Below are 25,996 nucleotides of genomic sequence, written 5' to 3'. Positions count from 1 at the left end.
TTCACGTGAAACATTTTGACGTCATTGTCATCGGCGGCGGGCACGCAGGCACGGATGCCGCGCATGCAGCGGCGCGCACAGGGGTATCGACGGCCCTTGTGACATTGAAAAAATCCGGTATCGGCGTCATGTCCTGCAACCCGGCGATCGGCGGTCTTGGCAAGGGCCACCTTGTTCGCGAGATCGATGCGCTGGACGGCGTGATGGGCCGTGTCGCGGATAAGGCGGGTATCCAGTTTCGCCTGCTCAATCGCCGCAAAGGCCCCGCCGTGCAAGGGCCTCGCGCACAGGCAGACCGCAAGATTTATCGCGAATCCATGCTGGCCGAGATCGAGGCGCAGGAAAACCTGGAGATTATCGAAGGCGAAGCCGCTGATTTCCTGATGCAAGGAGATCGCGTGACCGGCATCATTCTGGCCGATGGAAGCGAGATCCAGGCAGGCGCGGTTGTTCTGACCACCGGGACTTTTCTTCGCGGGGTCATCCATATCGGGGATGTATCGCGGCCGGGCGGCCGTATGGGTGACAAGCCGTCAATCCGGCTGGCCGAGCGAATCGACAGCTTCGACCTTACCCTCGGGCGTTTGAAAACGGGCACGCCCCCGCGTCTCGATGGGACAACGATCAATTGGGACGGTCTTGGTGAACAGCCCGGCGATGACGATCCGGTTTTGTTTTCTTTCCTGTCCGATGCGCCCTCTGCGCGTCAGATATCCTGTGGAATCACGCATACGAATGAGAAAACCCACCAGATCATCCGCGATAACCTGGATCGCTCGGCGATGTATGGGGGGCATATTGATGGCGTTGGCCCGCGATACTGTCCGTCCATCGAGGACAAGATCGTGCGTTTCGCCGACAAGGACTCGCACCAGATTTTTCTTGAGCCCGAAAGCCTGTCAGACAGCGTGATTTATCCCAACGGGATTTCGACCTCCCTGCCCCAGGATGTTCAGGAAAGCTATGTGCATTCGATCAAGGGGCTTGAGAACGCGGTAATCTTGCAACCGGGCTATGCGATTGAGTATGATTACGTCGATCCGCGCGCGCTGGATGCGACGCTGGCGGTCAAGTCCGTTCCGGGTCTATATCTTGCGGGCCAGATCAACGGAACCACAGGATATGAGGAAGCAGCGGCCCAAGGTCTGGTCGCCGGTTTGAATGCCGCGCTGTCGGTCAAGCATCGTGACCCTGCGATTTTCAGCCGCTCTGACAGCTATATCGGGGTCATGATCGACGATCTTATCACCCGTGGCGTCAGCGAACCCTATCGCATGTTCACCTCACGCGCTGAATTCCGGCTTTCGCTGCGAGCAGACAATGCCGATCAACGGCTGACTCCGCTTGGAATAGCATTCGGATGCGTCGGGGATCGTCGGCGCAGCGTGTTCGAGGATAAAATGACCCGCCTGACAGCAGCCCAGGGGCGCATCGAACAGCAGAGTTATACCCCACGGCAACTTGCCGATATCGGCCTCAGGGTTAATCAGGATGGTACGCGCCGTACCGGATTTCAGCTTTTGGCGTTTCCGGATATCGGGTTTGATCAACTGATCGCGCTGGACAATTCTTTGGCGGATATCGACGACGAGTCGCGTGGGCAGCTTGAGAAGGATGCACTTTACGCCAACTATATCGAGCGCCAGAAGCGCGACGTTGAGATGATGAAGCGCGATGAATCGCAGGAAATCCCTGGCAACTTCGATTTCGGCGCCATTGATGGCTTGTCCAACGAGTTGAAATCAAAGCTGATGGCAGCACGTCCGGCCAATCTGGCGCAAGCTGGGCGTATCGACGGGATGACGCCCGCCGCGCTGACTTTGCTTCTGGCTCGCCTGCGCATGGAAAAGCGGGAAAAATCCGCATGAGCGCCTTTGACGGCCTGAATGTTTCACGTGAAACATTTGAGCGACTGAAAATATACGAATCCCTTCTTCACAAATGGAATCCACGCATAAACCTTGTTGCGCGCTCGACTTTGGACAGCGCTTGGACGCGGCATATTCTGGATTCCGCGCAAATCTATCATCTGGCCCCGCATCCGGTGGCGCACTGGGCCGATCTGGGGTCGGGCGGCGGGTTTCCCGGCCTCGTGGTGGCGATCATGGGTATGGAGGCCGAATCCCCCGCCGCCGTTACTCTTGTCGAAAGCGATACCAGAAAGTGCACATTTTTGCGTACCGTGATTCGGGAAATTGGCGCACCGGCCAGGGTTATCAATGACCGCATCGAAAACCTTGATCCGCTGCAAGCCGACGTTCTTTCGGCGCGCGCCCTCGCGGATTTAACCACGCTTCTGGGCTTTGCTGACCAGCATCTGAGCAAAACCGGCATGGCCATATTTCCAAAGGGCGAATCCTGGGCAAAAGAGCTGTCGGATGCCGAAAGAGCGTGGAGTTTCAGCCATCGAGTTGCTAAAAGCAAAACTGAAACCGGCCCCGTCATTCTGACCGTTACAGGAGTCGCCCGTGCCTGATCCCACTCGCCCTCGCGGCCCCAAGATTATTGCAATCGCCAATCAAAAAGGGGGCGTTGGCAAGACAACGACGACAATCAACCTGGGATCGGCCCTGGCCGAAGCGGGACAGCGTGTTTTGATCGTCGATCTCGACCCGCAAGGGAACGCCTCTACCGGTTTGGGAATCGAAGCGGACGAACGGGAATACACGACCTACGAGCTTTTGCTGGAAGAGATCGAACTTTCGCAGGTTGTGCAAGACACCGAGATCGACAATCTCAAGATCGTACCGGCCACCGTTGACCTGAGTTCAGCGGATATCGAATTGATTTCAAATGAAAAACGCAGCTTTCTGTTACACGACGCCCTGCGTCAGACGGCGATGGACAGCTATGGGCTCGATTACATCCTGATCGACTGTCCGCCGTCGCTGAACTTGCTGACCGTCAACGCGATGGTTGCCGCGCATTCCGTTCTGGTCCCGCTGCAAAGCGAGTTTTTCGCGCTCGAGGGGCTTTCGCAACTGATGCTGACGATTCGCGAGGTCAGGCAATCCGCCAATCCGAATCTCAGAATCGAAGGTATCGTGCTGACCATGTTCGATGCGCGCAACAACCTCTCGTCTCAGGTCGAACAGGATGCGCGCGATAATCTGGGGGATCTGGTGTTCCAAACGCGGATTCCGCGAAATGTTCGCGTCAGCGAGGCGCCCTCTTATGCGCAGCCCGTTTTGCAATACGATACCGCATCCAAGGGCGCGCAAGCCTATCGCGATCTCGCACGCGAATTGATGTCCAACCAGACGCGCGCCGCCGCATAATCGAAGGAGCCGGATCATGGCCGATAAAAAAACAAAGCAACGCGGTCTGGGCCGCGGCCTGTCTGCTCTTATGGCCGATGTGAACGAAGATTCCGCGCAGACGGGCGACGCCCCGAAATCAGCGGATCGCGTCGTGCCGATCGAGAAGATCAGCCCCAACCCGGATCAGCCCCGGCGCAGTTTTGACAAGGAGGCGCTCGACGATCTGGCCGCGTCGGTCAAGGAAAAGGGCATCATCCAGCCGCTTATCGTGCGCCCCAGGCCCGGCAAGGATGGGGAATTCGAAATTGTCGCCGGTGAGCGCCGCTGGCGCGCGGCACAGATCGCCAAACTGCATCAAATTCCGATCCTCGTGCGCGATTTCGACGATACCGAGGTGCTTGAGGTCGCGATTATCGAAAACATCCAGCGCGCCGATCTGAACCCGGTGGAAGAGGCCGCCGGATACAGCCAGCTGATGGAAAAGTTCGGCCATACTCAGGAAAAGCTGTCCGAAGTTCTGGGAAAAAGCCGCAGTTACATCGCTAATGCCGTGCGTCTTCTGACCCTGCCCGGCGAGGTGCAGGAATACCTGCGCGATGGCAAGCTGTCCTCCGGTCATGCCCGCGCCCTGATCACGGCGGATGATCCTGTCGCCCTGGCCCGCGAGGTGATCAAGAAAAACCTGTCCGTTCGCGAAACCGAAAGGCTCGCCAAGAAGGCCGCACCGAATATCTTTTCAGATGACGGCAAGACGAAAACCAGCAAGACGCCTGCAAAAGACGCCGATACCAAGGCTCTCGAAGGGGATCTGAGCGCAAACCTGGGAATGAAGGTTTCGCTCAATCACAGGCCGGGGCAGGAAAAAGGCCAGCTCACAATCGCTTACGATTCGCTGGACGAACTGGATACCTTGTGCCGTATTCTCAGCTCTAGTAGTCCGGCCTAGTCCAGATAAACAATAAAACGCAGATCAGAACACCGCCCTGAATCATCAGGATCAGCGGGCGCAGCCCCATGATCAGCGACAGCAGGAAAACCCCGGCAATCGTAACCGTCGAAATACGTTTGACGCGCGCGTTTATCGCGCCGCGTTCCTGCCAGTCCACTATGGCAGGGCCGAATCTGGGATGCGTCAGCAGCCAGCTATGCAGCCGCTCCGAAGACCGGGCAAAACAGAACGCCGCCAACAGCATGAAGGGCACGGTCGGCAACAGGGGCAAAACAACACCAATCATGCCCAGAATGACGGAAATTATCCCTAGCCCGGCCCAGATGATGCGCATTGTCTAGCCCCCGATCAGTTCTCGCAGGATCGAATTCAGGATCGTGCGCCCTCGCCGTGTTGTCCGAAGATATGACTGGTCTGTCTCGATCATGCCCAGATCCTGCAATTCCATCAACGCCTCGGGCGGCAGGTCATGCCCCGCCAGTGCCGTATACCTGCGCCGGTCGATCCCATCGCGCAGCCGCAATCCCATCATCAGGTATTCATCCGCCTGATCGCCATGCGCGATAGCGTCGCGCAGTTTTTCGCCCGAACCGGACTCCGCCGCCGCCAGCCAACGATCCGGGTTCGACCAGGCTTCGGTGGCATGGCGTTGCCCGTTCAGCGTGATACGCCCATGCGCGCCCGGTCCGATCCCGGCATAATCGCCATAGCGCCAATAAATCAGGTTATGCCGCGATTCCGCGCCGGGTTTGGCGTGATTCGAGATCTCATACGCCGCCATCCCGACCGCTTCGCAAATCTCCTGTGTGGCATCATACATATCTGCGGCCAGGTCTTCCTCGGGCAATCCGCGCAATCCGCCCTTGGCATACCGGTCGCCAAAGGCGGTGCCCGCTTCGATCGTCAATTGATAAAGCGAAAGATGATCCACCGCCATGCTAAGCGCCTCGCGCAGCTCCGCCCGCCAGGCCTCAACGCTTTGATGTTGGCGCGCATAAATCAGGTCAAAACTCACCCGATCAAAGTTTTTTCTTGCAATATCAAAGGCTTGACGCGCTTCTGCCACCGTATGAATGCGGCCAAGGCGGCGCAGGTCGTCATCGTTCAGCGCCTGTATGCCCATCGAGATACGTGAAACCCCGCCTTGGGCATAGGCGCGAAAGCGGCCCGCCTCGACCGATCCGGGATTGGCCTCCAGCGTGACCTCCAGATCATTGGCCGTGGGCCATGTCCGGCGAATCCGTTCAAGGATCGCCGCCACCACGTCCGGGTCCATCAGGCTGGGCGTGCCGCCACCGAAAAAGACCGAATTCAAAACCCGGTTCGGCAATTCTTCGGCATAGCGGTCGATTTCCGACAAATACGCCCTGAGCCAGCGGGATTGGTCGATATCGCGGGAAACGTGGCTGTTGAAATCGCAATAGGGGCATTTGGCCTCGCAGAACGGCCAATGAACATACAGGCCAAAGCCCCCGTTTTGCCAATCCTCAGCCAAAACAGCCCTTCACCAGCTTGGCGAAGGCATCCGCGCGGTGGCTGATCTTGTTCTTTTCCCAACGATCCATTTCGCCAAAGGTGATGTCATACCCGTCGGGCTGGAAAATCGGGTCATACCCGTGGCCCTCATCCCCCCGCATCGGCCAGACGATCTGTCCCTCGACCGTGCCGGGAAACACCTCGTCATGGCCATCGGGCCAGGCCAGAACAAGGGTACAGCAAAACCGCGCCGTCCAGGGCCTGGGTTTGCCGGTTTCGCGCAGGCGGTCATGGGTCTTGCCCATGGCCATGATGAAATCGCGCCCCTTCTCTGTTTCGGCCCAATTCGCGGTAAACACGCCCGGCGCACCGTCAAGCGCGTCGATCTCGATCCCCGAATCGTCGGACAAGGCAGGCAGCCCCGTGGCCCTGGCGGCGGCATGGGCCTTGATTCGGGCATTTCCGACAAAACTGGTTTCGGTTTCCTCGGGTTCCGACAGGCCCTTTTCCGCCGCACCCACGACGCGCACGCCGAAAGGTTCCAGCAGGTTGGCGATTTCTTCCAGTTTGCCCGCGTTATGCGTCGCCACCAGCAGGGTATCGCCGTCGAATTTACGCATCAATCGCCGCCTTCTGCGCTGCCATCAGTTCGGATACGCCTTTTTCGGCCAGATCCATCAATTGGTTCATCTGGTCACGGCTGTATGTTGCGCCCTCGGCGCTCATCTGGACTTCGATCAACCGCATGTTGCCGGTCATGATGAAATTGCCGTCTACCCCTGCTTCGCTGTCTTCGGGATAATCCAGATCCAGCACCGGCTGACCGGCATAGATCCCGCAGGACACGGCCGCCACCGGCTCGACCAGCGGATCGCTGATGATATCGCCCGCTTTCATCAGCTTGTTCACCGCAAGACGCAGGGCCACCCAGCCCCCGGTGATCGCCGCGCAGCGGGTTCCGCCATCGGCCTGGATCACGTCGCAATCCACGGTAATCTGCCGCTCGCCCAGGGCCACGCGGTCAACACCCGCGCGCAGGCTGCGCCCGATCAGGCGCTGGATTTCCACGGTGCGCCCGCCCTGCTTGCCGGCGGTCGCCTCGCGCCGCATCCGCGACGAGGTCGAGCGCGGCAACATCCCGTATTCCGCCGTGACCCAGCCCAGCCCGGCACCCTTCAGAAACGGGGGCACGCGCGGCTCAAGACTGGCCGTGCACAACACGTGGGTATCGCCCACCCGGATCATGCAGGACCCTTCGGCGTGTTTCGTGACATCGGTCTCGATTGAAACCGGGCGCATTTCGCTTAAATCTCTACCCGAAGGCCGCATGATATTTCCCTTCTCAAACTCTGTGTCGGGGATACAGCCCGCCCGCCTCGGATAGCAACCCCGATTGACCTTTTCCACATCCCGTCTTTAATGACGATAAAGCGAACAAGCCAAAGACATGACCGATACAGGCAAGATTCTGGAAGAGATGAACGACCGCTCGCGCGAGGTGTTCCGCCGCGTGGTCGAATCCTATCTTGCGTCCGGTGCACCCGTCGGGTCGCGCACCCTGACCCGCGACTTCAGCGAAAAGATCAGCCCGGCCACCATCCGTAACGTGATGCAGGATCTGGAATATCTGGGCCTCCTGCAAAGCCCCCATGTCAGTGCGGGCCGCGTTCCCACGCAGGACGGGTTGCGCATGTTCGTCGATGGCCTGCTCGAGGTCGGCGATCTGCAAAGCGACGACCGGCAAAAGATCGACGCCACTTTGGGCAGCAATTCGCAGGACGTGTCGGGCATTCTCGACCGGATCGGATCGGCCCTGTCGGGCGCCACGCAAGGCGCATCGCTGGTTCTTGCGCCCAAGCACGAGGCCCCGATCAAGCATATCGAATTCGTCAGCCTCGCCCATGACCGCGCGCTCGTGGTGCTGGTGTTCGGCGACGGGCATGTGGAGAACCGCATTTTCACCCCTCCGCCCGGCCAGACGCCCAGTTCGATGCGCGAAGCGGCGAATTTCCTCAATGCCCTGGCCGAAGGCCGCACATTGTCCGAGCTGCAAACCGTCATCTCCCGCCAGATCAGCGAGCGGCGGCAAGAGATCGATAGGCTGGCGCAGGAACTGGTCAAGAGCGGCCTTGCCGTATGGGATGACGATGGCGACAGTTACGAGCGGCTGATCGTCCGGGGCCGTGCGAATCTGTTGGGCGACGAGGCTCAGGAAGAGGATCTCGAACGCATCCGCAGCCTGTTTGACGATCTCGAACGCAAGCGCGACATCGCCGAATTCCTCGAACTCGCCGATGAAGGCGAAGGCGTGCGCATTTTTATTGGCTCCGAGAACAAACTTTTCTCACTTTCGGGTTCCTCTCTGGTGGTGTCTCCTTATATGAACGCTGACCGAAAGATCATTGGCGCGGTGGGCGTGATTGGCCCGACGCGTCTGAACTACGGGCGGATCGTTCCGATCGTGGATTACACGGCACAGCTGGTCGGCAAACTGATCGCCGACCGAAGTTAGAGGTGACACATGGCAGAGCCGAAAAACGAAGAGTTTCTGGACGACATCGAACAGGCCGAGGCCGAAGAACAGGCCATTGCCGAGGAGGAAATCCTCGACTCCGATGCCGAGATCGAAGCGCTTCGCGCCGAACGCGATGCGTTGCAGGACAAATTCATGCGCGCCCTTGCGGATGCTGAAAACGCCCGCAAGCGCAGCGAGAAAGACCGCCGCGAGGCCGAAAACTACGGCGGGTCCAAGCTCGCCCGTGACATGCTGCCGGTCTACGACAACATGAAACGCGCGGTCGAGGCGGCGACGGACGAGCAAAAGGAAATCTCCGCCGCGCTGATCGAGGGCGTTCAGCTGACCATGCGTGAACTGCTCAACGTGTTTTCCAAGCACGGTATCACGCTGATCTCGCCCGAGATCGGCGACAGGTTCGATCCGCAACAGCACGAGGCGATGTTCGAGGCCCCGGTGCCCGGCACCAAGGCGGGCGAGATCATCCAGATTTCGGCCGAGGGCTTCATGCTGCACGATCGTATCCTGCGCCCGGCGCAGGTCGGCGTTTCGTCGAATCAGGGATAACGCCCAGAAAGCCGGGCCGATGCCCGGCCTATCGGCCCTCCGCCAGCCCCTTCAGTTCATAGATCAGGTCCAGCGCCTGCCGCGGCGTCAATTCGTCCGGCAGAACCTCGGCCATGCGCTTGTCCAGTTCCGAGTCGCGCACCGGTGCCGGGGCGGGTGGCGGCATGGCGGCAAACAGCGGTAGGTCGTCGATCAGCGCCTTTTGCGCCGTACCGCCCTCGCGTTCCCCCTTTTCCAGCGCATCCAGAACCACGCGGGCACGTTCCACCACCGTATCGGGAAGCCCGGCCAGCTTGGCCACCTGCACGCCGTAACTCCGGTCTGCCGCGCCGCGCCGCACCTCGTGCAGGAAAATCACCTCGCCGTCATGTTCCTTGACGCTGACCGTGGCGTTTTCCACCCGGTCCAGCTTGTCGCTGAGGTTCGTCATTTCGTGATAATGCGTGGCGAACAACGCGCGGCTGCCGTTCACGTCGTGCAGGTGCTCCAGCGTGGCCCAGGCAATCGACAACCCGTCATAGGTGGCCGTACCGCGCCCGATTTCGTCCAGAATCACCAGCGCATGATCGTCCGCCTGATTCAGGATCGCCGCGGTTTCCACCATTTCCACCATGAAGGTCGACCGCCCGCGCGCCAGATCGTCGCTTGCACCCACACGGCTGAACAACTGGCTGACCATCCCCACATGGGCCGATGTTGCGGGCACGAAGCTGCCCGCCTGCGCCAGCAACGCGATCAGCGCATTCTGCCGCAGAAACGTCGATTTGCCCGCCATGTTCGGCCCGGTCAGCAGCCAGATATCACTCCCCTGCCCCAGTTCGCAGTCATTGGCGATGAACGGCTCGCCCTCCTTGCGCAGCGCCTGTTCCACCACCGGATGCCGCCCGCCCTGAATATCCAGCGCACGGCTTTCGTCCACGCGGGGCCTGCACCAGTTTTCACCGCGCGCCAGATCGGCCAGCGCTGTCGTCAGGTCCAGTTCGGCCAGCGCCCGCGCGGCCTGCGATACGCCCGCCGACGCCCCCAGAATAGCGCCTTTCAGGCTGTCATAGAGCCGCTTTTCAATCTCCAGCGCCCGGCCGCCCGCATTCAGAATTCTGGTTTCCATCTCGCTCAGCGGAACGGTGGTAAAGCGCACCTGATTGGCCGTGGTCTGACGGTGCTTGAAAGTCTCGTTCAGCGGGGCCGACAGCATCTTGTCGGCATGGGTCGCCGTCACCTCGACGAAATAGCCCAGCACATTGTTATGCTTGACCTTCAGGCTCTGAATCCCGGTCAGTTCCTGGTATTCGCTCTGCATTCCGGCAATCACGCCGCGCCCTTCGTCGCGCAACTGCCGCGCTTCGTCCAGTTCGGCATCATAGCCCGGCGCGATGAACCCGCCATCGCGCGCCAGCAGCGGTGGCTCCGCGACCAGCGCCTGATCCAGCAGGTCCAGCAAATCGTCATGCCCGGTCAGATCGCCCGCCGCCCCGGCCAGCAGCCGGGGCATGTCCTGCCCGTCGGCCAGCGCGGAAATCTCGGCGGCCTGCGTCAGCCCGTTGCGGATCGCCGCCAGATCGCGTGGCCCGCCCCGATCCAAGCCCAGCCGTGACAGCGCCCGGTCCAGATCGGGCACCTTGCGCAGCGCAGCGCGTATGACATCGCTGAATCGAGCCTGTTCCACCGCAAATGCAACGGCATCCAGCCGATCCTGCACCACGTCCATCACCCGGCTGGGGCTGGACAGGCGACGCTCCAGCAGCCGGCCCCCGCCGGCCGTTACCGTCCGGTCCACCACCGACAGCAACGACCCGGCCTTGCCGCCGCTCAGCGATTGGGTGATTTCCAGATTGCGCCGCGTGGCGGCGTCGATCTGCATCACACGCGCCTGCGCCTCGCGCTGGGGCGGGCGCAGCAGCGGCAGCTTGCCCTTTTGCGTGATTTCCAGATATTCCACGATCGCGCCCATCGCGGCCAGTTCCGCGCGGCTGAACTGCCCATAGGCGTCCAGCGCGCCCACCTTGAACAGGTCGCACAGGCGCTGCTCGCCCCCCGAACTGTCAAAGGCCGCGCGCCCCAATTCAGTGCTGGCCGCGCCCGATTCCGTGACGATTCCACCCAGATCGGCCTCGTCCCCCTCGGCCAGCACCACCTCGGACGGGGCCAGCCGGGCCAGTTCCGGGCCCAGCCGCACCTCGGCCAGCGGCATGACATGGAAACTCCCGGTGGAAATATCCACCCAGGCCAGCGCGCCCTCGCCCCGCACCCGCGCGAAACTGGCCAGGTAATTGTGCCGCCGCGCCTCCAGCAGGCTTTCCTCGGTCAGGGTGCCGGGCGTCACCAGCCGCACCACCCCCCGTTTCACCACGGATTTCGAGCCGCGCTTCTTCGCCTCTTCCGGGCTTTCCATCTGTTCGCACACCGCCACGCGAAATCCCTTGCGGATCAGCGTCAGCAAATAGTTTTCCGCCGAATGTACCGGCACGCCGCACATCGGAATATCTTCGCCCAGATGCTTGCCCCGCTTCGTCAGGGCAATATCCAGCGCCTCGGATGCGGCCACGGCATCGTCGAAAAACAGCTCATAGAAATCGCCCATCCGGTAAAACAGCATCGCGCCCGGATACTCGGCCTTGATTTCAAGGTATTGCGCCATCATCGGCGTAACGGCGGATTTCGCGGATGTCACTTTGGCCCCCCGGCTTGGTTGACGCGAACCTTACAAAGCCAGGACGCGGCGGAAAACCCGAAAACCGATGCGCAGTTGAGGCGGCGGCAAACCCTCGCTATTGAGAGGCAAAACCGACGCAACGACACAAGGCCGCGACATGTCCAAACCCAAGTTCACCCGTGAAGAGGCGCTTGCCTTCCATCTCGAACCCACCCCCGGCAAGTTCGAGATCACGGCCACCGTGCCGATGACCACGCAACGCGACCTGTCGCTGGCCTATTCCCCCGGCGTTGCCGTCCCGTGCGAGGAAATCGCCGCAAATCCCGAACTGGCCTATGACTATACCAACAAGGGCAATCTCGTGGCGGTCGTCTCCAACGGTACGGCGGTTCTGGGCCTCGGTAATCTGGGCGCGCTGGGCTCCAAGCCGGTGATGGAGGGCAAGTCGGTGCTCTTCAAGCGCTTTGCCGACGTGAACTCGATCGACATCGAACTCGATACCGAAGACCCCGAGGCCATTATCAACGCCGTCAGGCTGATGGGCCCCACCTTTGGCGGCATCAACCTCGAAGACATCAAGGCGCCCGAGTGTTTCATCATCGAACAGACGCTCAAGGAACAGATGGATATTCCGGTGTTCCACGACGATCAGCACGGTACCGCCGTGATCTGTGCCGCCGGTCTGATCAACGCGCTGCACCTGTCGGGCAAGAAGATCGAGGATTGCAGGATCGTGCTGAACGGTGCGGGGGCTGCGGGCATCGCCTGTATCGAACTGCTCAAGGCGATGGGCGCACGGCATGACAACTGCATCGTTTGCGACACCAAGGGCGTGATCTATCAGGGCCGTACCGAAGGCATGAACCAGTGGAAATCGGCCCACGCCATCAAGACCGACCTGCGCACGCTGGACGAGGCGATGAAAGACGCCGACGTGTTCCTTGGCGTGTCGGTCAAGGGCGCGGTGACGCAGGATATGGTCGCCTCTATGGCCGACAATCCGGTGATCTTCGCCATGGCCAACCCGGACCCCGAAATCACCCCCGAAGAGGCGCACGAGGTTCGCCCCGATGCCATTGTCGCCACCGGGCGCAGCGACTATCCCAACCAGGTCAACAACGTCTTGGGCTTTCCCTACCTGTTCCGCGGCGCGCTCGATGTGCATGCCCGCGCGATCAATGACGAGATGAAGATCGCCTGCGCCGAGGCGCTGGCCAGCCTCGCCCGCGCCGATGTCCCGGATGAGGTCGCGATGGCCTATGGCCGCAAACTGGCCTTCGGGCGGGATTACATCATTCCCACCCCGTTCGATCCGCGCCTGATCCACACCGTGCCCCCCGCGGTGGCGCGGGCCTGCATGGATACCGGCGCGGCGCGACGGCCCATCGTGGACATGGAAGGGTATCAACAATCGCTGGCCGCCCGGATGGACCCGACGGCCAGCATCCTGCGCTCTATCAACGCCCGCGCCCGCAACGCCCAGGCCCGCATGATCTTTGCCGAGGGCGACGACCCCCGCGTTCTGCGCGCCGCCGTGCAATATCAGCGCGCCGGTCTGGGCAAGGCGATCGTCGTGGGCCGCGACGATGATGTCAAAACCAAGCTCGAAGCCGCAGGCCTCGGCGATGCCGTGCGCGAGATCGAGGTGACCAACGCCGCCAAGACCGACCGTTTGGCCGAATACAAGGAATTCCTCTACCAGCGCCTGCAACGCAAGGGCCACGACCAGCACGACATTCACCGCATGGCCGCGCGTGACCGGCACGTGTTCGCCGCGCTGATGCTGGCGCATGGGCATGGCGATGGGCTCGTCACCGGGGCCACCCGCAAATCCGCCCATGTGATGGAGCGGATCAATCACGTTTTCGATGCCGATGCCGAAAACGGTGTTGCCGGGGTCACCGCGCTTCTGCACAAGGGCCGGATCGTCCTGATCGCCGATACGCTGGTGCATGAATGGCCCGACGAGGAAGACCTCGCCAATATCGCCACCCGCGCCGCCGGTGTGGCCCGCCATCTGGGGCTTGAGCCGCGCGTCGCCTTCGTCAGTTTCTCGACCTTCGGCTATCCCAAATCCGAACGCGCCGAAAAGATGCACCTCGCCCCCAGCGTGCTGGAGCGGCGCGGCGTCGATTTCGAATACGAAGGCGAGATGACCGTCGATGTGGCCCTCAACACCCGTGCGCAGGACGCCTACCCGTTCCAGCGCCTGACAGGCCCGGCGAATATTCTCGTGGTTCCGGCGCGGCACTCGGCCTCGATTTCGGTCAAGCTGATGCAGGAAATGGCGGGCGCCACGGTGATCGGCCCGATCCTCTCGGGCATCGACAAGTCGATTCAGATCTGCTCGTCCACCTCGACGGCCAGCGACATCCTGAACATGGCCGTTCTGGCCGCCTGCAAGGTGGGCTAAAACACGAAATCGGGTCGCGTCCTGCCGACAGGCCCCTTACCGGGGTATTGTATGGCGGGAAGCGGGCCAACAAGAAGGCCCGTCAGAAAAATCCCACCTCTTTCTGGTGCCGGATCACAAGGATCGTTACGGCATCGTTATCGACATGATAGCGAAGGACATAACCGCTGTCGCCAAAGTCGATAAGCCATTCTCGATACTGCTCGGGCATATCATCAATCATCCGGCCCAGGCGGGGATGCGCGCCCAATATCTCCACACCTTTCCGAATTGCCTCGCCCGCTCGCCTTGCCGCATCGGCATTCTTCGGTCGAAGGAATTCATGCAGCCGTTGCAAATCCCGGATCGCCGCCGGGGCGAATATCACTTTTGGCATTCGGGGCTGGGTAGCTGGTTATCGGTTCCCCAGCTTTCCAACCACTTATCGACCTCTTCGGCCGTTGCGTGCAGCCCTGTTTCCCGGAACTCTTCCCATGCCTCAAGGGTTTCCTGACGAAGCGCCTCTCGTTTTTCCTCGCGCTCGACATATTGTGAAATGGCTTCACGCATGATCCAGTGCGAGGTGCGCTTCCGGGCTTCGGCAAGATGCCGGACCCGGCCCTTCATGTCATCGTCCAGTTTGATGGATGTTACCGATGTCATGGACCTCTCCAGATACCAGATAAAAGGTAATACCTTGCACTACCATATGGTAATTGCATCCGGTTTGTCCATGTCCCACCGCCATACACGGCCCAGGGAACGATGCCCTAGTTGATGAACGGCGCGGCGTTGCCCCATAATTCGCGAATCCGCTGATCGCGGCCACAGGCCTCGCGATAGCGTTGATAGGCCGATGCCTGCGATTTGGGGCCGAACCGCGTCAGCACCAGCTTGCTGCCCTTGTAGTAATCCTGATGATACGCTTCGGCCTCATAGAACGGCCCGGCACTCAGAACAGGCGTCACGATCTTTTGGCCCAGCGCCTTTTCGGCTTCGGCCTTTGCCGCCTCCGCAGCCTTCTTTTTCGCTGGATCAGAGACGAAAATCGCCGTGCGATAGCTGTCCCCGCGATCGCAGAACTGACCGCCCGCATCGGTCGGATCGACCGAGCGGAAAAACAGATCGTACAGCTCACGCGCGGATACCCGGGCGGGGTCGTACATGATCTGCACCGCCTCGTAATGGCCGGTGCCGCCAGCGGTGACCTGCTTGTAGGTGGGGTTGTCAACCGTCCCGCCGGTATAGCCCGACACCACGTCCCGCACGCCGCCGACTTTCTCGAAATCGGCCTCGACGCACCAGAAACACCCACCCGCAACGGTCAGAACCTCGGTACCGGCGGCATGTGCCTTGCCACGCTGGATTCCCAGCCCGATCACGATCAGCACCGCCAGAAATCCGGCTTTTACCGTTCCCATCCTTCCCATCCGATAGCTCATGGTATCAGCCCTCCGTTTGGGCGCAGTGTGCCGCATCGCCGTAGGCGGGCCAATTCACGCCCGCGTGTTTTCACGGTTTGGTGATCCGAATTTACCGCTTGGCACGGCCCGCCGCGCGCCCTAGCGTCCTCCCATCCGACAGATGCAAGGGGCCCCCATGACCGACCACCAGACCACCCACCAGGCCGAAGAAGACGCGCGCAACGAACAGATCAAAATCTGGCTGAACGGCGATATCGTTCCCAGGGATCAGGCCAGGGTCAGCGTTTATGACAGCGGTTTCATGCTGGGCGACGGTGTGTGGGAGGGGCTGCGCCTGTATAACGGCACATGGGCCTTCATCGACGAACATCTCGACCGCCTGTTCGAGGCCGCCAAGGCCATCGACCTCGATATCGGCATGAGCCGCGAACAGGTGTTTCAGGCCGTGTCGGACACGCAAAAGGCCAATGACATGACAACCGATGCCCATGCCCGCCTGATGGTGACACGGGGCGTGAAAACCCGGCCCTTTCAGCATCCGTCGCTGTCGCAACAGGGGCCGACCGTGACCATCATCATGGAACATTCCAGGCCGCAGATCGGGCGGCCCATCCGCCTTGCCACCGTGCCGCATATCCGTGGCCTGCCCATGACGCAGGACCCCAAGCTGAACTCCCATTCCAAGCTGAACTGCATCCTTGCCTGTATCGCCGCCGAAAAGGCCGGTGCCGACGAAGGGCTGATGCTGGACGTGAACGGTTTCGTGAACACCACCAACGCCTGCAATTTCTTCATCGTCCGCAAGGGGCAGGTTTGGACCTCGACGGGCGATTACTGCATGAACGGCATCACCCGGCAAAAGGTGATCGACCTGTGCCGCGATAACGATATCCCGGTGTTCGAGCGTAATTATTCCCTTGTCGATACCTACGGCGCGGACGAGGCGTTTCTGACCGGCACGTTCGGCGCGCAAACCCCCGTGGGCGAAATTGATGGCCGCCCCATCGGCGATGGTGCGCCGGGCCCTGTCACCCGGCGAATTCAGGACCTGTACAAGGCTCTGATTCAGCGCGAAACCGCCTGAATACCTGCCACCAGCCTTTCGTAAAGGAGACCCGCCAATGCGTATCGCCATGTGGTCCGGCCCCCGCAACCTGTCGACCGCCATGATGTATTCCTTTGGCGCGCGGCCGGATTTCGCCGTTGTCGACGAACCGTTCTATGCCGCCTATCTGGCCCAAACCGGCCTCGATCACCCGATGGGGGATGCTATCATCGCCTCGCAGCCCACCGATCCGGCGCAGGTGGTCGATCAACTTCTCGGTCCCATCCCGGACGGCAAGCCGCATTTCTACCAGAAACATATGTCGCAACATATGATTCCGGGCATTCCGCGTGACTGGATTACCGATGTCGTCAATGTCTTTCTCATACGTCACCCTTCCCGTGTCGCTGCCAGTTTCTCGGCCAAGTACGAAAACCCGACCCTGCCCGAGATAGGCTTCACTCAACAGGTAGACCTTTACGATCAGCTTAACGCAGCGGGCGCTCGTCCCGTGGTGATCGATTCACACGACATCCGCGAAGACCCCGAAACCATGTTGCGGCGGTTGTGCGATGTCATCGGGCTGGAGTGGGACCCGGCGATGCTGTCCTGGCCCGCCGGGGGCCATAAATCCGACGGGGTCTGGGCGGCGCATTGGTATGGCTCGGTCCATGCCTCCACCGGGTTCGCCGGTCCCGAGGGTCCGTTGCCCGATCTCGACGGCCCGCGCGCCGATCTGGCGCGCGCCGCGATGCCGTCTTACGAGGTGCTCAGGGCGCTGGCGATCTGAGGCGTTGCGTCCACAATGGACGCAACTTTTGGCATTGGGGCCGATTTTCGTACAAAACGCGCGTACACTTCGTACAAAACGTACGAAACTCAGCCCTTCAGGCGACGGTCCCGCGCCGCCAGCAGTTTCAGGCGCAGCGCGTTCAACTGGATGAAGCCCGCCGCGTCCTTCTGATCGTAAGCGCCCGCATCGTCCTCGAACGTCACATGTGCTTCGGAATACAGGCTGTGATCCGACCAGCGCGCAACCGTCCGGGCCGACCCTTTGTAAAGTTTCAGGCGCACGGTGCCAGCCACATGATGTTGTGAATGATCAATGGCAGCCTGCAACATCTCGCGTTCCGGGCTGTACCAGAACCCGTTATACACCAGCTCGGCATAGCGCGGCATCAGCTCGTCTTTCAGGTGCGCGGCGCCACGGTCCAGCGTGATCTGTTCGATTCCTCGATGCGCCTCCAGCAGAACAGTGCCACCGGGGGTTTCATAAATTCCTCGGGATTTCATGCCCACGAATCGGCCTTCCACCAGGTCCAGCCGCCCGATCCCGTGCTTGCCGCCCAATTCGTTCAGCTTTGTCAACAGGTTAGCAGGGCTAAGCGCCTCGCCGTTGATGCTGACGGCATCGCCTTTTTCGAAACCGATCTCGATGAATTCCGGCTCGTTCGGGGCGTCCTCCGGGTTAACGGTTCGTTGATACACATAGTCGGGCGCATCCACCGCCGGGTCTTCCAGAACCTTACCCTCGGACGAGGTATGCAACAGGTTCGCATCCACCGAAAACGGCGCTTCGCCGCGCTTGTCCTTGGCAATCGGAATCTGGTTTTTCTCAGCGAAATCAAGCAGTTTCGTCCGGCTGGTCAAATCCCATTCCCGCCACGGCGCGATCACCTTGATATCCGGGTTCAGCGCATAAGCGGCCAGTTCGAAGCGAACCTGATCGTTGCCCTTGCCCGTCGCCCCATGCGCCACCGCATCCGCACCGGTTTCCTCGGCGATCTCGACAAGACGCTTTGAAATCAACGGCCTGGCAATCGAGGTGCCCAGCAGGTACAGCCCCTCATACACCGCATTGGCGCGGAACATCGGGAATACGAAATCGCGCACGAACTCTTCCCGGATATCTTCGATAAAGATATTTTCCGGTTTGATTCCAAGCAGTTCCGCCTTCTTGCGCGCGGGGTCCAGTTCCTCTCCCTGGCCCAGATCGGCGGTAAAGGTCACCACCTCGCAACCATATTCGGTTTGCAGCCACTTCAGGATGATCGAGGTATCAAGCCCCCCGGAATAGGCCAGCACGACTTTCTTCGGCGCGGACATCGTTTTTCCCTTCCGTCAAATATCCGACCGGGCGATACCGGGTTTTGACGAGCGGGGCAAGATGCCCGGCCCCGCAGTATTCTTCGGTATGTTTTGCCCCCTGCCCTTGCCAGCGCACGAAACTTCCTTCAATCAAGACGTTATGACCGATTTTCGCACCCTTGCCCAAGCCGCCGAAACCGCAATGCGCGACGTGTTCGATCCTACGCCGCTCCAGCGCAACGACCATCTTTCCGAACGCTACAGGGCCAATATCCTGCTCAAGCGCGAAGATCTGTCACCCGTGCGCTCCTACAAACTGCGCGGCGCGTTCAACGCCATGCGCAAGGTGTTGGAACGTGATCCTGACATCACGCAATTCGTCTGCGCCAGCGCCGGCAACCATGCGCAGGGGGTGGCATTCATGTGCCGGCATTTCGGGGTCAAGGGTGTGATCTTCATGCCGGTGACGACCCCGCAGCAGAAAATCGGCAAGACCGAGAAGTTCGGAGGGGATGCCGTTTCGATCCGGCTGACGGGCGATTACTTCGACGATACGCTGGCCGCAGCACAGGCGTATTGCTCTGAAATCAAAGGGCATTTTCTATCGCCCTTCGATGATGAGGATGTGATCGAAGGTCAGGCCTCGGTCGGGGTCGAGATCGAACAGCAACTCGGCGGCTTGCCCGACCGGATCGTCATGCCCGTGGGCGGCGGCGGGCTGTCCTCGGGTGTTCGCAGCTATGTCGGGGATCATACGGCAATCACTCTGGTCGAACCCTCGGGCGGTGCATGTCTGGCAGCCGCATTGCAAGCCGGACAGCCCACGCGGCTGTCTCATGTGAACACCTTCGCCGATGGCGCCGCCGTCGCCCAGATCGGGGCCAGGACATTTGAGCGGCTGCGCATGGTCGATCCATCCGATGTTCTGGCCATCAGCGAGGACCGGCTTTGCACCACCATGCTGGAAATGCTGAACGTCGAAGGGATCGTTCTGGAGCCTGCGGGGGCTTTGGCCGTCGACGCGCTCAAGGACATGGGCGATGCAATCCGGGGTAAAACCGTGGTTTGCGTGACATCGGGTGGCAATTTCGATTTCGAGCGCCTGCCCGAGGTCAAGGAGCGCGCGCAGCGCTATTCCGGCATCAAGAAATATTTCGTCCTGCGCATGCCGCAGCGGCCCGGCGCATTGAAGGATTTTCTAAGTATTCTGGGGCCGGACGACGATATCGCCCGGTTCGAATATCTGAAGAAATCCGCACGCAACTTCGGCTCGGTTCTGATCGGGATCGAAACCAAACATCCCGAAAACTTCAGTCATATCGAGCACAAGCTGGATGCCGCCGGATTCGAGTATCGCGATATTACCAATGACGAAGTTCTCGCCGAGTTCCTGATCTAGCTGTCATCCAACCGTGGCAGGCCCGCCATGAAAGTGGCACGGGATTTGTCATAAGTTTCAATGATTTCCGTGACATCAACCTTATTCGCATAGCCTTGGCTTGCCAGCTGTTCGCCGGTTTGACACAGTGCCGCAAAATCATCGAAGCCAAGGTTCAGCGCGCCCCCTTTCAGGAAATGAAGCCGCGCTTCGAGCCGGTCCGCCAAGCCTTGCCCCCGCAATGCTGAGATTTCGGATTCGACCTCGTCAAGAAACAGGCTGACGACATCGGCGAATTCGTCTGTGCCGATTTCATCACGAAGTTCACGTACTCTGTTCCAGTCGATCATGATCTGCCCGTTTTGCTTGTGCGGCTAAACTTGCAGGGAGCCATTTAGAAATGCTCAAGCCCGGTGAAAAACCAGGCGCAATTTTAACATTCATGACCTGTTAAGCCGGGGGTTCTATGCCCGCTCCCAAAGGGGTGGAAAGTGCAACAGATACTCAGCGATCAGAAATCGTTTCAGTCAATCCCGGCTGACGGTCAGGCAATCTGCACGGTGCTGGTGGTCGATGACAGTCGCCTTCAACGCCGAATATTGGCAAGTTCCCTCAAAAAATGGGGGCTGGATGTGCATGAGGCGGAGTCGGGCATCGAGGCACTGCGACTCTGCGAAGATGTGAAGCCGGATCTGGTGCTGAGCGACTGGATGATGCCAGGTATGAACGGGGTGGAATTCTGCCGCGCCTTCCGCGCGATGCCGCGTGATAGCTACGGCTATTTCATACTGCTGACCTCGAAATCCGAAAAGGCCGAGATCGCCCATGGCCTCGATGCAGGTGCGGACGATTTCCTGACCAAGCCCGTCAATGCCGCGGAACTACGCGCACGGATCGCTGCCGGGGATCGAATTCTGCGGATGGAGCGGGAGTTGACGGAAAAGAATCGTCTGGTCAAATCCACACTGGATGAGTTGCAGGCGGTCTATGATTCTCTCGACAGCGACCTGATTGAGGCGAAAAAGCTGCAACAGTCCTTGGTGAGCGAGCGATATCGCGATTTCGGGCCCGCCGATGTTTCGCTTTTGCTCCGGTCCAGCGGCCATGTCGGCGGCGATCTGGTCGGCATGTTTCCGGCCGGACCCGATTGCGTCGGTCTTTACGGTATCGACGTGTCGGGGCATGGCGTCAGTTCGGCCCTGATGACGGCACGTCTGGCCGGGTATCTGTCGGCCACCGCTCCCGAGCAGAACCTTGCACTGTATCAGTTGCGTGGCGGGGGCTATGCGCCGCGTGCACCTGCGGAAACGCTGGAAATTCTCAATCGTCTGATCCTGGGGGAAATGGAAACCGAGCATTATTTCACGATGTTGCTGGCCATTGCGGACCTGTCGACAGGGCAGGTGACCATGGCCCAGGCTGGCCACCCCTATCCTGCGCTTCAGCGGGCTGATGGCCGTGTTGAAATGATCGGGCAAGGCGGATTGCCGGTGGGTTTGATCGAAGAGGCCAGGTACGATCAGGTCACTATCACGATGCGCCCCGGCGACAGGTTGCTGATCTGTTCCGATGGCGTTGTTGAATGTGCCGATCCTGACGGCGCCCTATTGGCCGATGAGGGGCTGGTGCGCATACTGCGCGAACTGCGGCAAACATGCGGCATGGCGTGCCTGGAATCGTTGATCTGGAAACTGGCCGAGTTTGCGGGCACCGATGAATTTTCCGATGATATCTCAGCCGCGCTGTTGGAGTTCAAGCCTTCGCCAATAGATGGCTGACAAAATGTCTGTCACCGGCATTTCCCAACTGCTGGGCGGCGGCCTCCCAACTGGCCCACACGGCGCGGTGTCCCGCCTCGCTTGGCGGGCCGAGCGGGCGGACCGGAAAGGCGCGATAGATGTGGCAGATCTTTTCCGCCCAAAGGTCATATTCGGGCATGTAGGTGAATCGGCGAAATGCGCCGAGACGGTGCGCCTGTGCAATTTTCCACCCTGTTTCCTCGAATACTTCACGGTGCAAGGCCTGCAAGGGCGATTCACCGGGGTCGATACCGCCGCCGGGCAACTGGAGTTCGGGGATGGGCTCGGCCTGATGGGTCAGCAATAGCTGTCCGTTCCGTGGTAGGATGGCATAGGCACCTGCGCGACGGGTATAGCGTATATCATGTCTTGGGTTTTCGCCGAACCGCCGGATCATGCCCTCTGCCCCCTTGGACCATGTGTTGTCCTGATTATATAGACGCGATATGCCAACTTCCGGCACACAAGGAAACCCCATGACACTTGGACAGAAAATCGCCTGGGACGACACGATCCTGCCGTTCCAGTTGGACAACGCAGATATCCGTGGACGTGTTGCGCGTCTTGACGGGGTTCTTGACGGAATCCTGAAACAGCACGCATACCCTGCGCCAGTAGAGGCACTGGTTGCTGAAATGGCGTTGCTGACGGCATTGGTCGGGCAAACGATCAAACTGCGCTGGAAGCTGTCATTGCAGGTCCAGACCAAAGGCGCGGTAAGGATGATCGCCACCGATTATTACGCACCCGAAAGCGAAGGCGCCCCGGCCCGTATTCGTGCCTACGCCAGCTTTGACGCCAATCGGATCACCGACAGCGCGCCTTTTGATCAGCTTGGAGAAGGGTATTTCGCCGTGCTGATTGATCAGGGCAAAGGAACGGAACCCTATCAGGGCATCACCCCGATTGCCGCAGGCAGCCTGAGCGCATGTGCCGAAGCCTATTTTGCACAGTCCGAGCAGCTGCCGACACGGTTCAACTTGTCTTTCGGCAAGTCGACCGAAAAGGGTGGCGTCGAGCACTGGCGCGCCGGCGGCGTCATGTTGCAGCACATGCCCAAGGCTTCGCCGTTTGCGCAGGGCGGCGGCTCTGGCGAGGATGGACTTTTGGTTGCCTCGGATATTGTCGATGGCGAAGACAGGGAAAACTGGAACCGTGCCAATATGTTGCTGGATACGGCGGAAGATCTGGAAATGATCGGTCCATCGGTGGCGCCCAGTGATCTGCTGGTTCGGCTGTTTCACGAGGAAATGCCGCGTGTCTTCGATGTACAATCGGTTCGTTTCGGCTGCACTTGCTCGGAAGACCGGGTGCGCAACAGCCTGTCGATCTACTCGGCCAAGGATATCGAGAAGATGACCACTGACGAGGGTATCGTGACCGCCGATTGCCAGTTCTGTGGCGCGCATTACCGCCTGGACCCCAAAACATTGGGATTCGAGGCTGAAAATAGTCCTGGAGACAATGGCTGATCCGCTGGACAGGATTCGTGTCGCGCTGGCCGGTCTGGGGCAGGCGTCGTCGGATTTCGATCTGAATCCCGAGGCTGTTTTGCCGCCGGGCCGAAAACTGCGCCCTGCGGGGGTGCTGGTGCCGATCCTGTATCAGGGATCGGTCGCCAGCGTTTATCTGACCAAACGATCTTCGGCTTTGAAGCATCATCCGGGGCAGATTGCCTTTCCTGGTGGCAAGCAAGACGAAAGCGATGCTGACATCACAGCGGCAGCGTTGCGGGAGGCGCATGAAGAAATCGGCCTGAAGCCTGAAAATGTCGAAGTTCTGGGGCTTATGCCCGCGCATGAAACGGTTACAGCTTTCAGGGTGACCCCGGTCGTGGCCCGCGTTCGTGCTCCCTTTCAGCTGCGCCCCGAGGCCGGTGAGGTTGACGAAGTATTCAGTGTGCCGCTGGATCATTTGCTGAATTCGGCCCGGTTCAGTGTTCAATCCCGGCGTTGGCAAGGGCGCATGCGCCACTATTACACCGTACCATTCGGCCCCTATTACATCTGGGGCGCAACCGCGCGTATCCTGCGGGCGTTGGCAGACGCGACGGAAACAGAATGAGAATCAAAGGGGACTGGATCGACGGTGAAGAGACGCAAACCGTTTGCCGCATGATTGAGGCAGGCGGGTATCAGGCGTATTTCGTCGGAGGATGCGTACGTAACGCCCTGCTGGGCGTGCCTGTGCACGATATTGATATCGCCACCGATGCCCATCCCCAACACGTCATAGAAATGGCGCAGGCCGCTGGCTTGAAATCCGTGCCGACGGGTATCGAACATGGGACCGTCACCGTGATCTCGGGTCACATTCCGCACGAGGTTACGACCTTTCGTCAGGATGTGGAAACCTTTGGCCGTCACGCTGTCGTCGCTTATTCCGGCGATGTCGCTCAGGACGCCCGGCGGCGCGATTTCACCATGAATGCGCTTTATGCACGGCGGGATGGGGTGGTTATAGACCCGTTGGAGGGGCTGCCTGATCTTGAGAACCGGCATGTGCGGTTTATCGACGACCCGGATCAGCGTATCCGCGAGGATTATTTACGTATTCTGCGCTTTTTCCGGTTCCACGCGTTATATGGTGACCCCGGCCAAGGGCTGGACGCCGAAGGACTGGCCGCGGTTGCGGCGCATATCGAGGGTTTGGCAGGGCTTTCCCGTGAGCGTGTCGGTGCCGAAATGGTTAAACTTCTGGCGGCGCCCGATCCCGCACCTTCTGTTGCGGCGATGCAAGCGACAGGTGTTCTGAACGCGATTTTACCTGGGGCCGATGATCGAATGCTCGCCCTCTTGGTTCATTCCGAATCCGACGCCGGGATTGATCCCGATCCGATGCGCCGGCTTGCCTCCCTCGGCGGTGAGGACGTCGCGATACGCTTGCGGTTAAGTAAGGCGCAGTCCAAACGTTTGGCGCTGTTGCGTGCTGAGATGAGTGCGATGACCCCACCGGCTGAACTGGGATATCGGTATGGTGCCGAGGCAGCGCTAGACATTTTGTTGCTTCGGGATGCGGCTCTCGAACGCGTTTTCGATCCGTCGCAGCGTCGATTGGTGGAACAGGGTGCAATGGCCAGCTTTCCCCTCGTGGCCCGCGATTTGATGCCAAACTATACAGGCCCCGCCCTTGGCGCTCGGTTGGCTGAGTTGGAGCAGCGATGGATCGCTTCGGGTTTCACCCTTACCCGCGATGATCTTTTGGACTGAGACAGCAAGTGGCGGAGATGGACACGTTTCAGATTACCCGACTGGGTCACCATGGTGACGGGATTGCAGAAGGCCCCTTGTTCGCGCCACTGACCTTGCCGGGCGAGGTGGTACATGCGCAAACCGATGGCAAGCACCTGAGCGATATCCGCATTGTTGAACCATCGCCCAGTCGGGTCAGCCCTCCTTGTCGGCATTTCAAGTCCTGTGGCGGGTGTCAGTTGCAGCACGCCTCGGATGAGTTTTTGGCGGAATGGAAGCAGGACGTGGTCAAGGCGGCACTGGCTGCAAACGGGCTTGAGGTTGAGTTTCTGCCGATAGCGGTTTCGCCGCCCCGATCCCGCCGTCGGGCGACGTTTGCGGCACGCCGCACGAAAAAGGGGGCGATGGTTGGATTTCACGCCCGCGCTTCGGACGTTCTGGTGGAAATTCCTGATTGCCAGCTTTTGCACCCTGATCTGATGTCTGCACTGCCTGTGGCTGAAGCCTTGGCTCGGGTTGGGGCCAGTCGCAAACACAGTATTTCCGTCGCGGCGACGCTGTCGCGAAGCGGATTGGATATCAGTGTGATGAATGGAAAGCCGCTGAATGGTCCGTTGCGGCTGGAATTGGCCCGTTTGGCCGAGCGTCATGATCTGGCGCGGCTGGCGTGGGATGACGAGGTGATCGCAACTCGTTTACCGCCCGAACAGATTTTTGGCGACGTTTCTGTGATCATGCCGCCGGGCGCGTTTTTGCAGGCCACGCAAGAGGGTGAAAATGCCCTGCGCGAGGATGTTCAGCGAATCGTTGGATCATCTGCGCAGGTTGTCGATCTTTTTGCCGGATGCGGAACCTTCGCGCTGCCTTTGGCGCGTAATGCCATGGTTCATGCTGTCGAAGGGGATGTGGCGATGATTGCCGCGTTGGATGCTGGTTGGCGCAAGGCACCGGGCCTCAAGGCGGTGACACATGAAGCGCGCGATTTGTTTCGCCGTCCCTTGATGCCGGATGAACTGATGCGATTCGATGCTGCCGTGATCGATCCGCCCCGTGCAGGGGCTTCGGCGCAGATCAATGAACTGGCCAAATCGGATATTCCCCTGATCGCTTACGTATCGTGTAATCCGGTCAGTTTTGCCCGGGATGCGCGAAATTTGGTCGATAAAGGTTTTGAATTGGTGAGGTTGCGGGTTGTCGATCAGTTCCGCTGGTCCGCTCATGTCGAGCTTGTGGCAGAATTTGTGCGCGGATCTGCCTAA

At 60.1% G+C, this 25,996-nt stretch carries 26 protein-coding genes; 15 read left to right on the top strand and 11 right to left on the bottom strand.

Annotated features, from left to right (window positions below; translation table 11 throughout):
- Positions 1-5: 5 nt before the first annotated feature.
- The 4 genes from mnmG to BUB53_RS12315 are packed head-to-tail and all read left to right on the top strand — an operon-like array spanning position 6 to position 4,206.
- A complete protein-coding gene (mnmG, locus tag BUB53_RS12330) occupies positions 6-1,868 on the top strand; it encodes a tRNA uridine-5-carboxymethylaminomethyl(34) synthesis enzyme MnmG (RefSeq protein ID WP_073035129.1) in 1,863 nt (620 codons plus the stop codon).
- A complete protein-coding gene (rsmG, locus tag BUB53_RS12325) occupies positions 1,865-2,476 on the top strand; it encodes a 16S rRNA (guanine(527)-N(7))-methyltransferase RsmG (protein WP_073035072.1) in 612 nt (203 codons plus the stop codon). Before mnmG ends, rsmG begins: the two co-directional genes overlap by 4 nt.
- The gene (locus tag BUB53_RS12320; protein ID WP_073035071.1) at positions 2,469-3,278 is read left to right on the top strand and encodes a ParA family protein; all 810 of its coding nucleotides are present in this window, start codon (positions 2,469-2,471) and stop codon (positions 3,276-3,278) included. Before rsmG ends, BUB53_RS12320 begins: the two co-directional genes overlap by 8 nt.
- A gap of 16 nt (positions 3,279-3,294) precedes the next feature.
- Positions 3,295-4,206 (top strand): ParB/RepB/Spo0J family partition protein, encoded by a 912-nt coding sequence (locus BUB53_RS12315; protein WP_073035070.1) that lies wholly within the window; start codon positions 3,295-3,297, stop codon positions 4,204-4,206.
- Here the strand turns inward: BUB53_RS12315 and BUB53_RS12310 are convergent.
- Genes BUB53_RS12310 through rph form a run of 4 tightly spaced genes read right to left on the bottom strand, consistent with a single transcriptional unit; the run spans position 4,190 to position 7,014 of the window.
- Positions 4,190-4,543, bottom strand: coding sequence for a YbaN family protein (locus BUB53_RS12310; RefSeq protein WP_073035069.1), 354 nt, complete (start codon positions 4,541-4,543; stop codon positions 4,190-4,192). The genes BUB53_RS12315 and BUB53_RS12310 overlap by 17 nt on opposite strands.
- Positions 4,544-4,546: 3 nt before the next feature.
- Positions 4,547-5,704, bottom strand: coding sequence for a radical SAM family heme chaperone HemW (gene hemW, locus BUB53_RS12305; RefSeq protein ID WP_073035068.1), 1,158 nt, complete (start codon positions 5,702-5,704; stop codon positions 4,547-4,549).
- Positions 5,697-6,305: an RdgB/HAM1 family non-canonical purine NTP pyrophosphatase gene (gene rdgB / locus BUB53_RS12300; protein WP_073035067.1), complete on the bottom strand. Its 609-nt coding sequence runs from the start codon at positions 6,303-6,305 to the stop codon at positions 5,697-5,699. Before rdgB ends, hemW begins: the two co-directional genes overlap by 8 nt.
- Positions 6,298-7,014 (bottom strand): ribonuclease PH, encoded by a 717-nt coding sequence (rph, locus tag BUB53_RS12295; RefSeq protein WP_073035066.1) that lies wholly within the window; start codon positions 7,012-7,014, stop codon positions 6,298-6,300. The genes rdgB and rph overlap by 8 nt, the downstream gene beginning before the upstream one ends.
- A 118-nt stretch (positions 7,015-7,132) precedes the next feature.
- Between rph and hrcA the strand changes: the two genes are divergently transcribed.
- A complete protein-coding gene (gene hrcA, locus BUB53_RS12290; protein WP_073035065.1) occupies positions 7,133-8,197 on the top strand; it encodes a heat-inducible transcriptional repressor HrcA in 1,065 nt (354 codons plus the stop codon).
- A gap of 9 nt (positions 8,198-8,206) precedes the next feature.
- Positions 8,207-8,767, top strand: a complete 561-nt coding sequence (locus tag BUB53_RS12285) for a nucleotide exchange factor GrpE (protein WP_073035064.1) — start codon at positions 8,207-8,209, stop codon at positions 8,765-8,767.
- A gap of 28 nt (positions 8,768-8,795) precedes the next feature.
- Here the strand turns inward: BUB53_RS12285 and mutS are convergent, their stop codons facing one another.
- Positions 8,796-11,408 (bottom strand): DNA mismatch repair protein MutS, encoded by a 2,613-nt coding sequence (gene mutS / locus BUB53_RS12280; protein ID WP_073035063.1) that lies wholly within the window; start codon positions 11,406-11,408, stop codon positions 8,796-8,798.
- 169 nt (positions 11,409-11,577) lie between these two features.
- On the opposite strand from mutS, the gene BUB53_RS12275 reads away from it, so the two are divergent.
- A complete protein-coding gene (locus tag BUB53_RS12275; protein WP_073035062.1) occupies positions 11,578-13,833 on the top strand; it encodes an NADP-dependent malic enzyme in 2,256 nt (751 codons plus the stop codon).
- A gap of 82 nt (positions 13,834-13,915) precedes the next feature.
- On the opposite strand, the gene BUB53_RS12270 is transcribed toward BUB53_RS12275, so the two are convergent.
- The 3 genes from BUB53_RS12270 to msrA all read right to left on the bottom strand — a co-directional run bounded on the left by BUB53_RS12270 (position 13,916) and on the right by msrA (position 15,242).
- Positions 13,916-14,200 carry a type II toxin-antitoxin system RelE/ParE family toxin gene (locus BUB53_RS12270; RefSeq protein ID WP_200797799.1) on the bottom strand — a complete coding sequence of 95 codons (285 nt, stop codon included), beginning with the start codon at positions 14,198-14,200 and terminating at the stop codon, positions 13,916-13,918.
- Positions 14,197-14,475: a CopG family ribbon-helix-helix protein gene (locus BUB53_RS12265; protein ID WP_073035060.1), complete on the bottom strand. Its 279-nt coding sequence runs from the start codon at positions 14,473-14,475 to the stop codon at positions 14,197-14,199. Before BUB53_RS12265 ends, BUB53_RS12270 begins: the two co-directional genes overlap by 4 nt.
- Positions 14,476-14,582: 107 nt before the next feature.
- Complete coding sequence (gene msrA / locus BUB53_RS12260; RefSeq protein ID WP_073035128.1) at positions 14,583-15,242, bottom strand: peptide-methionine (S)-S-oxide reductase MsrA; 660 nt, start codon at positions 15,240-15,242, stop codon at positions 14,583-14,585.
- Between the two features lie 169 nt (positions 15,243-15,411).
- Here msrA and BUB53_RS12255 point away from each other — a divergent pair, with 169 nt between their 5' ends.
- Entirely contained in the window at positions 15,412-16,320 is a 909-nt protein-coding gene (locus BUB53_RS12255; protein ID WP_073035059.1) for a D-amino acid aminotransferase, read from the top strand.
- Positions 16,321-16,357: 37 nt separating this feature from the next.
- Positions 16,358-17,071: a sulfotransferase-like domain-containing protein gene (locus BUB53_RS12250; protein WP_073035058.1), complete on the top strand. Its 714-nt coding sequence runs from the start codon at positions 16,358-16,360 to the stop codon at positions 17,069-17,071.
- Positions 17,072-17,160: 89 nt separating this feature from the next.
- Here the strand turns inward: BUB53_RS12250 and BUB53_RS12245 are convergent, their stop codons facing one another.
- Positions 17,161-18,387 carry an argininosuccinate synthase gene (locus tag BUB53_RS12245; protein WP_073035057.1) on the bottom strand — a complete coding sequence of 409 codons (1,227 nt, stop codon included), beginning with the start codon at positions 18,385-18,387 and terminating at the stop codon, positions 17,161-17,163.
- 142 nt (positions 18,388-18,529) lie between these two features.
- Between BUB53_RS12245 and ilvA the strand changes: the two genes are divergently transcribed.
- A complete protein-coding gene (gene ilvA, locus BUB53_RS12240; protein WP_073035056.1) occupies positions 18,530-19,768 on the top strand; it encodes a threonine ammonia-lyase IlvA in 1,239 nt (412 codons plus the stop codon).
- On the opposite strand, the gene BUB53_RS12235 is transcribed toward ilvA, so the two are convergent.
- Positions 19,765-20,097, bottom strand: a complete 333-nt coding sequence (locus BUB53_RS12235) for an Hpt domain-containing protein (RefSeq protein ID WP_073035055.1) — start codon at positions 20,095-20,097, stop codon at positions 19,765-19,767. The genes ilvA and BUB53_RS12235 overlap by 4 nt on opposite strands.
- A gap of 150 nt (positions 20,098-20,247) precedes the next feature.
- On the opposite strand from BUB53_RS12235, the gene BUB53_RS12230 reads away from it, so the two are divergent.
- A complete protein-coding gene (locus tag BUB53_RS12230; protein ID WP_073035127.1) occupies positions 20,248-21,525 on the top strand; it encodes a PP2C family protein-serine/threonine phosphatase in 1,278 nt (425 codons plus the stop codon).
- Here BUB53_RS12230 and BUB53_RS12225 read toward each other — a convergent pair.
- Positions 21,500-21,943 (bottom strand): NUDIX hydrolase, encoded by a 444-nt coding sequence (locus BUB53_RS12225; protein WP_073035054.1) that lies wholly within the window; start codon positions 21,941-21,943, stop codon positions 21,500-21,502. The genes BUB53_RS12230 and BUB53_RS12225 overlap by 26 nt on opposite strands.
- A 79-nt stretch (positions 21,944-22,022) precedes the next feature.
- Here BUB53_RS12225 and hslO point away from each other — a divergent pair, with 79 nt between their 5' ends.
- From hslO to BUB53_RS12205, 4 genes are read left to right on the top strand one after another with little or no spacing between them, the layout of a single operon-like run.
- Positions 22,023-23,018, top strand: coding sequence for an Hsp33 family molecular chaperone HslO (gene hslO, locus BUB53_RS12220; protein ID WP_073035053.1), 996 nt, complete (start codon positions 22,023-22,025; stop codon positions 23,016-23,018).
- Complete coding sequence (locus BUB53_RS12215) at positions 23,011-23,610, top strand: CoA pyrophosphatase (RefSeq protein WP_073035052.1); 600 nt, start codon at positions 23,011-23,013, stop codon at positions 23,608-23,610. The genes hslO and BUB53_RS12215 overlap by 8 nt, the downstream gene beginning before the upstream one ends.
- On the top strand, positions 23,607-24,755 hold the full coding sequence (locus BUB53_RS12210; protein ID WP_073035051.1) for a CCA tRNA nucleotidyltransferase: 1,149 nt from the start codon (positions 23,607-23,609) through the stop codon (positions 24,753-24,755). Before BUB53_RS12215 ends, BUB53_RS12210 begins: the two co-directional genes overlap by 4 nt.
- Positions 24,756-24,772: 17 nt before the next feature.
- On the top strand, positions 24,773-25,996 hold the full coding sequence (locus BUB53_RS12205; protein ID WP_073035050.1) for a class I SAM-dependent RNA methyltransferase: 1,224 nt from the start codon (positions 24,773-24,775) through the stop codon (positions 25,994-25,996).

The sequence above is a fragment of the Roseovarius pacificus genome (assembly GCF_900142665.1).
Lineage (GTDB): Bacteria > Pseudomonadota > Alphaproteobacteria > Rhodobacterales > Rhodobacteraceae > Roseovarius > Roseovarius pacificus.
This window is presented reverse-complemented; position numbering and strand designations above follow the sequence as displayed.

What these genes read in the sequence shown, in the direction of transcription:
- rsmG (WP_073035072.1), top strand. Translation starts at nt 1,865, where the DNA reads ATGAGCGCCTTTGACGGCCTGAATGTTTCACGTGAAACATTTGAGCGA.
- BUB53_RS12315 (WP_073035070.1), top strand. Translation starts at nt 3,295, where the DNA reads ATGGCCGATAAAAAAACAAAGCAACGCGGTCTGGGCCGCGGCCTGTCT.
- BUB53_RS12310 (WP_073035069.1), bottom strand. Translation starts at nt 4,543, where the DNA reads ATGCGCATCATCTGGGCCGGGCTAGGGATAATTTCCGTCATTCTGGGC.
- rdgB (WP_073035067.1), bottom strand. Translation starts at nt 6,305, where the DNA reads ATGCGTAAATTCGACGGCGATACCCTGCTGGTGGCGACGCATAACGCG.
- rph (WP_073035066.1), bottom strand. Translation starts at nt 7,014, where the DNA reads ATGCGGCCTTCGGGTAGAGATTTAAGCGAAATGCGCCCGGTTTCAATC.
- hrcA (WP_073035065.1), top strand. Translation starts at nt 7,133, where the DNA reads ATGACCGATACAGGCAAGATTCTGGAAGAGATGAACGACCGCTCGCGC.
- BUB53_RS12285 (WP_073035064.1), top strand. Translation starts at nt 8,207, where the DNA reads ATGGCAGAGCCGAAAAACGAAGAGTTTCTGGACGACATCGAACAGGCC.
- mutS (WP_073035063.1), bottom strand. Translation starts at nt 11,408, where the DNA reads ATGATGGCGCAATACCTTGAAATCAAGGCCGAGTATCCGGGCGCGATG.
- BUB53_RS12275 (WP_073035062.1), top strand. Translation starts at nt 11,578, where the DNA reads ATGTCCAAACCCAAGTTCACCCGTGAAGAGGCGCTTGCCTTCCATCTC.
- BUB53_RS12265 (WP_073035060.1), bottom strand. Translation starts at nt 14,475, where the DNA reads ATGACATCGGTAACATCCATCAAACTGGACGATGACATGAAGGGCCGG.
- msrA (WP_073035128.1), bottom strand. Translation starts at nt 15,242, where the DNA reads ATGGGAAGGATGGGAACGGTAAAAGCCGGATTTCTGGCGGTGCTGATC.
- BUB53_RS12255 (WP_073035059.1), top strand. Translation starts at nt 15,412, where the DNA reads ATGACCGACCACCAGACCACCCACCAGGCCGAAGAAGACGCGCGCAAC.
- BUB53_RS12250 (WP_073035058.1), top strand. Translation starts at nt 16,358, where the DNA reads ATGCGTATCGCCATGTGGTCCGGCCCCCGCAACCTGTCGACCGCCATG.
- BUB53_RS12245 (WP_073035057.1), bottom strand. Translation starts at nt 18,387, where the DNA reads ATGTCCGCGCCGAAGAAAGTCGTGCTGGCCTATTCCGGGGGGCTTGAT.
- ilvA (WP_073035056.1), top strand. Translation starts at nt 18,530, where the DNA reads ATGACCGATTTTCGCACCCTTGCCCAAGCCGCCGAAACCGCAATGCGC.
- BUB53_RS12235 (WP_073035055.1), bottom strand. Translation starts at nt 20,097, where the DNA reads ATGATCGACTGGAACAGAGTACGTGAACTTCGTGATGAAATCGGCACA.
- BUB53_RS12225 (WP_073035054.1), bottom strand. Translation starts at nt 21,943, where the DNA reads ATGATCCGGCGGTTCGGCGAAAACCCAAGACATGATATACGCTATACC.
- hslO (WP_073035053.1), top strand. Translation starts at nt 22,023, where the DNA reads ATGACACTTGGACAGAAAATCGCCTGGGACGACACGATCCTGCCGTTC.
- BUB53_RS12215 (WP_073035052.1), top strand. Translation starts at nt 23,011, where the DNA reads ATGGCTGATCCGCTGGACAGGATTCGTGTCGCGCTGGCCGGTCTGGGG.
- BUB53_RS12210 (WP_073035051.1), top strand. Translation starts at nt 23,607, where the DNA reads ATGAGAATCAAAGGGGACTGGATCGACGGTGAAGAGACGCAAACCGTT.
- BUB53_RS12205 (WP_073035050.1), top strand. Translation starts at nt 24,773, where the DNA reads ATGGACACGTTTCAGATTACCCGACTGGGTCACCATGGTGACGGGATT.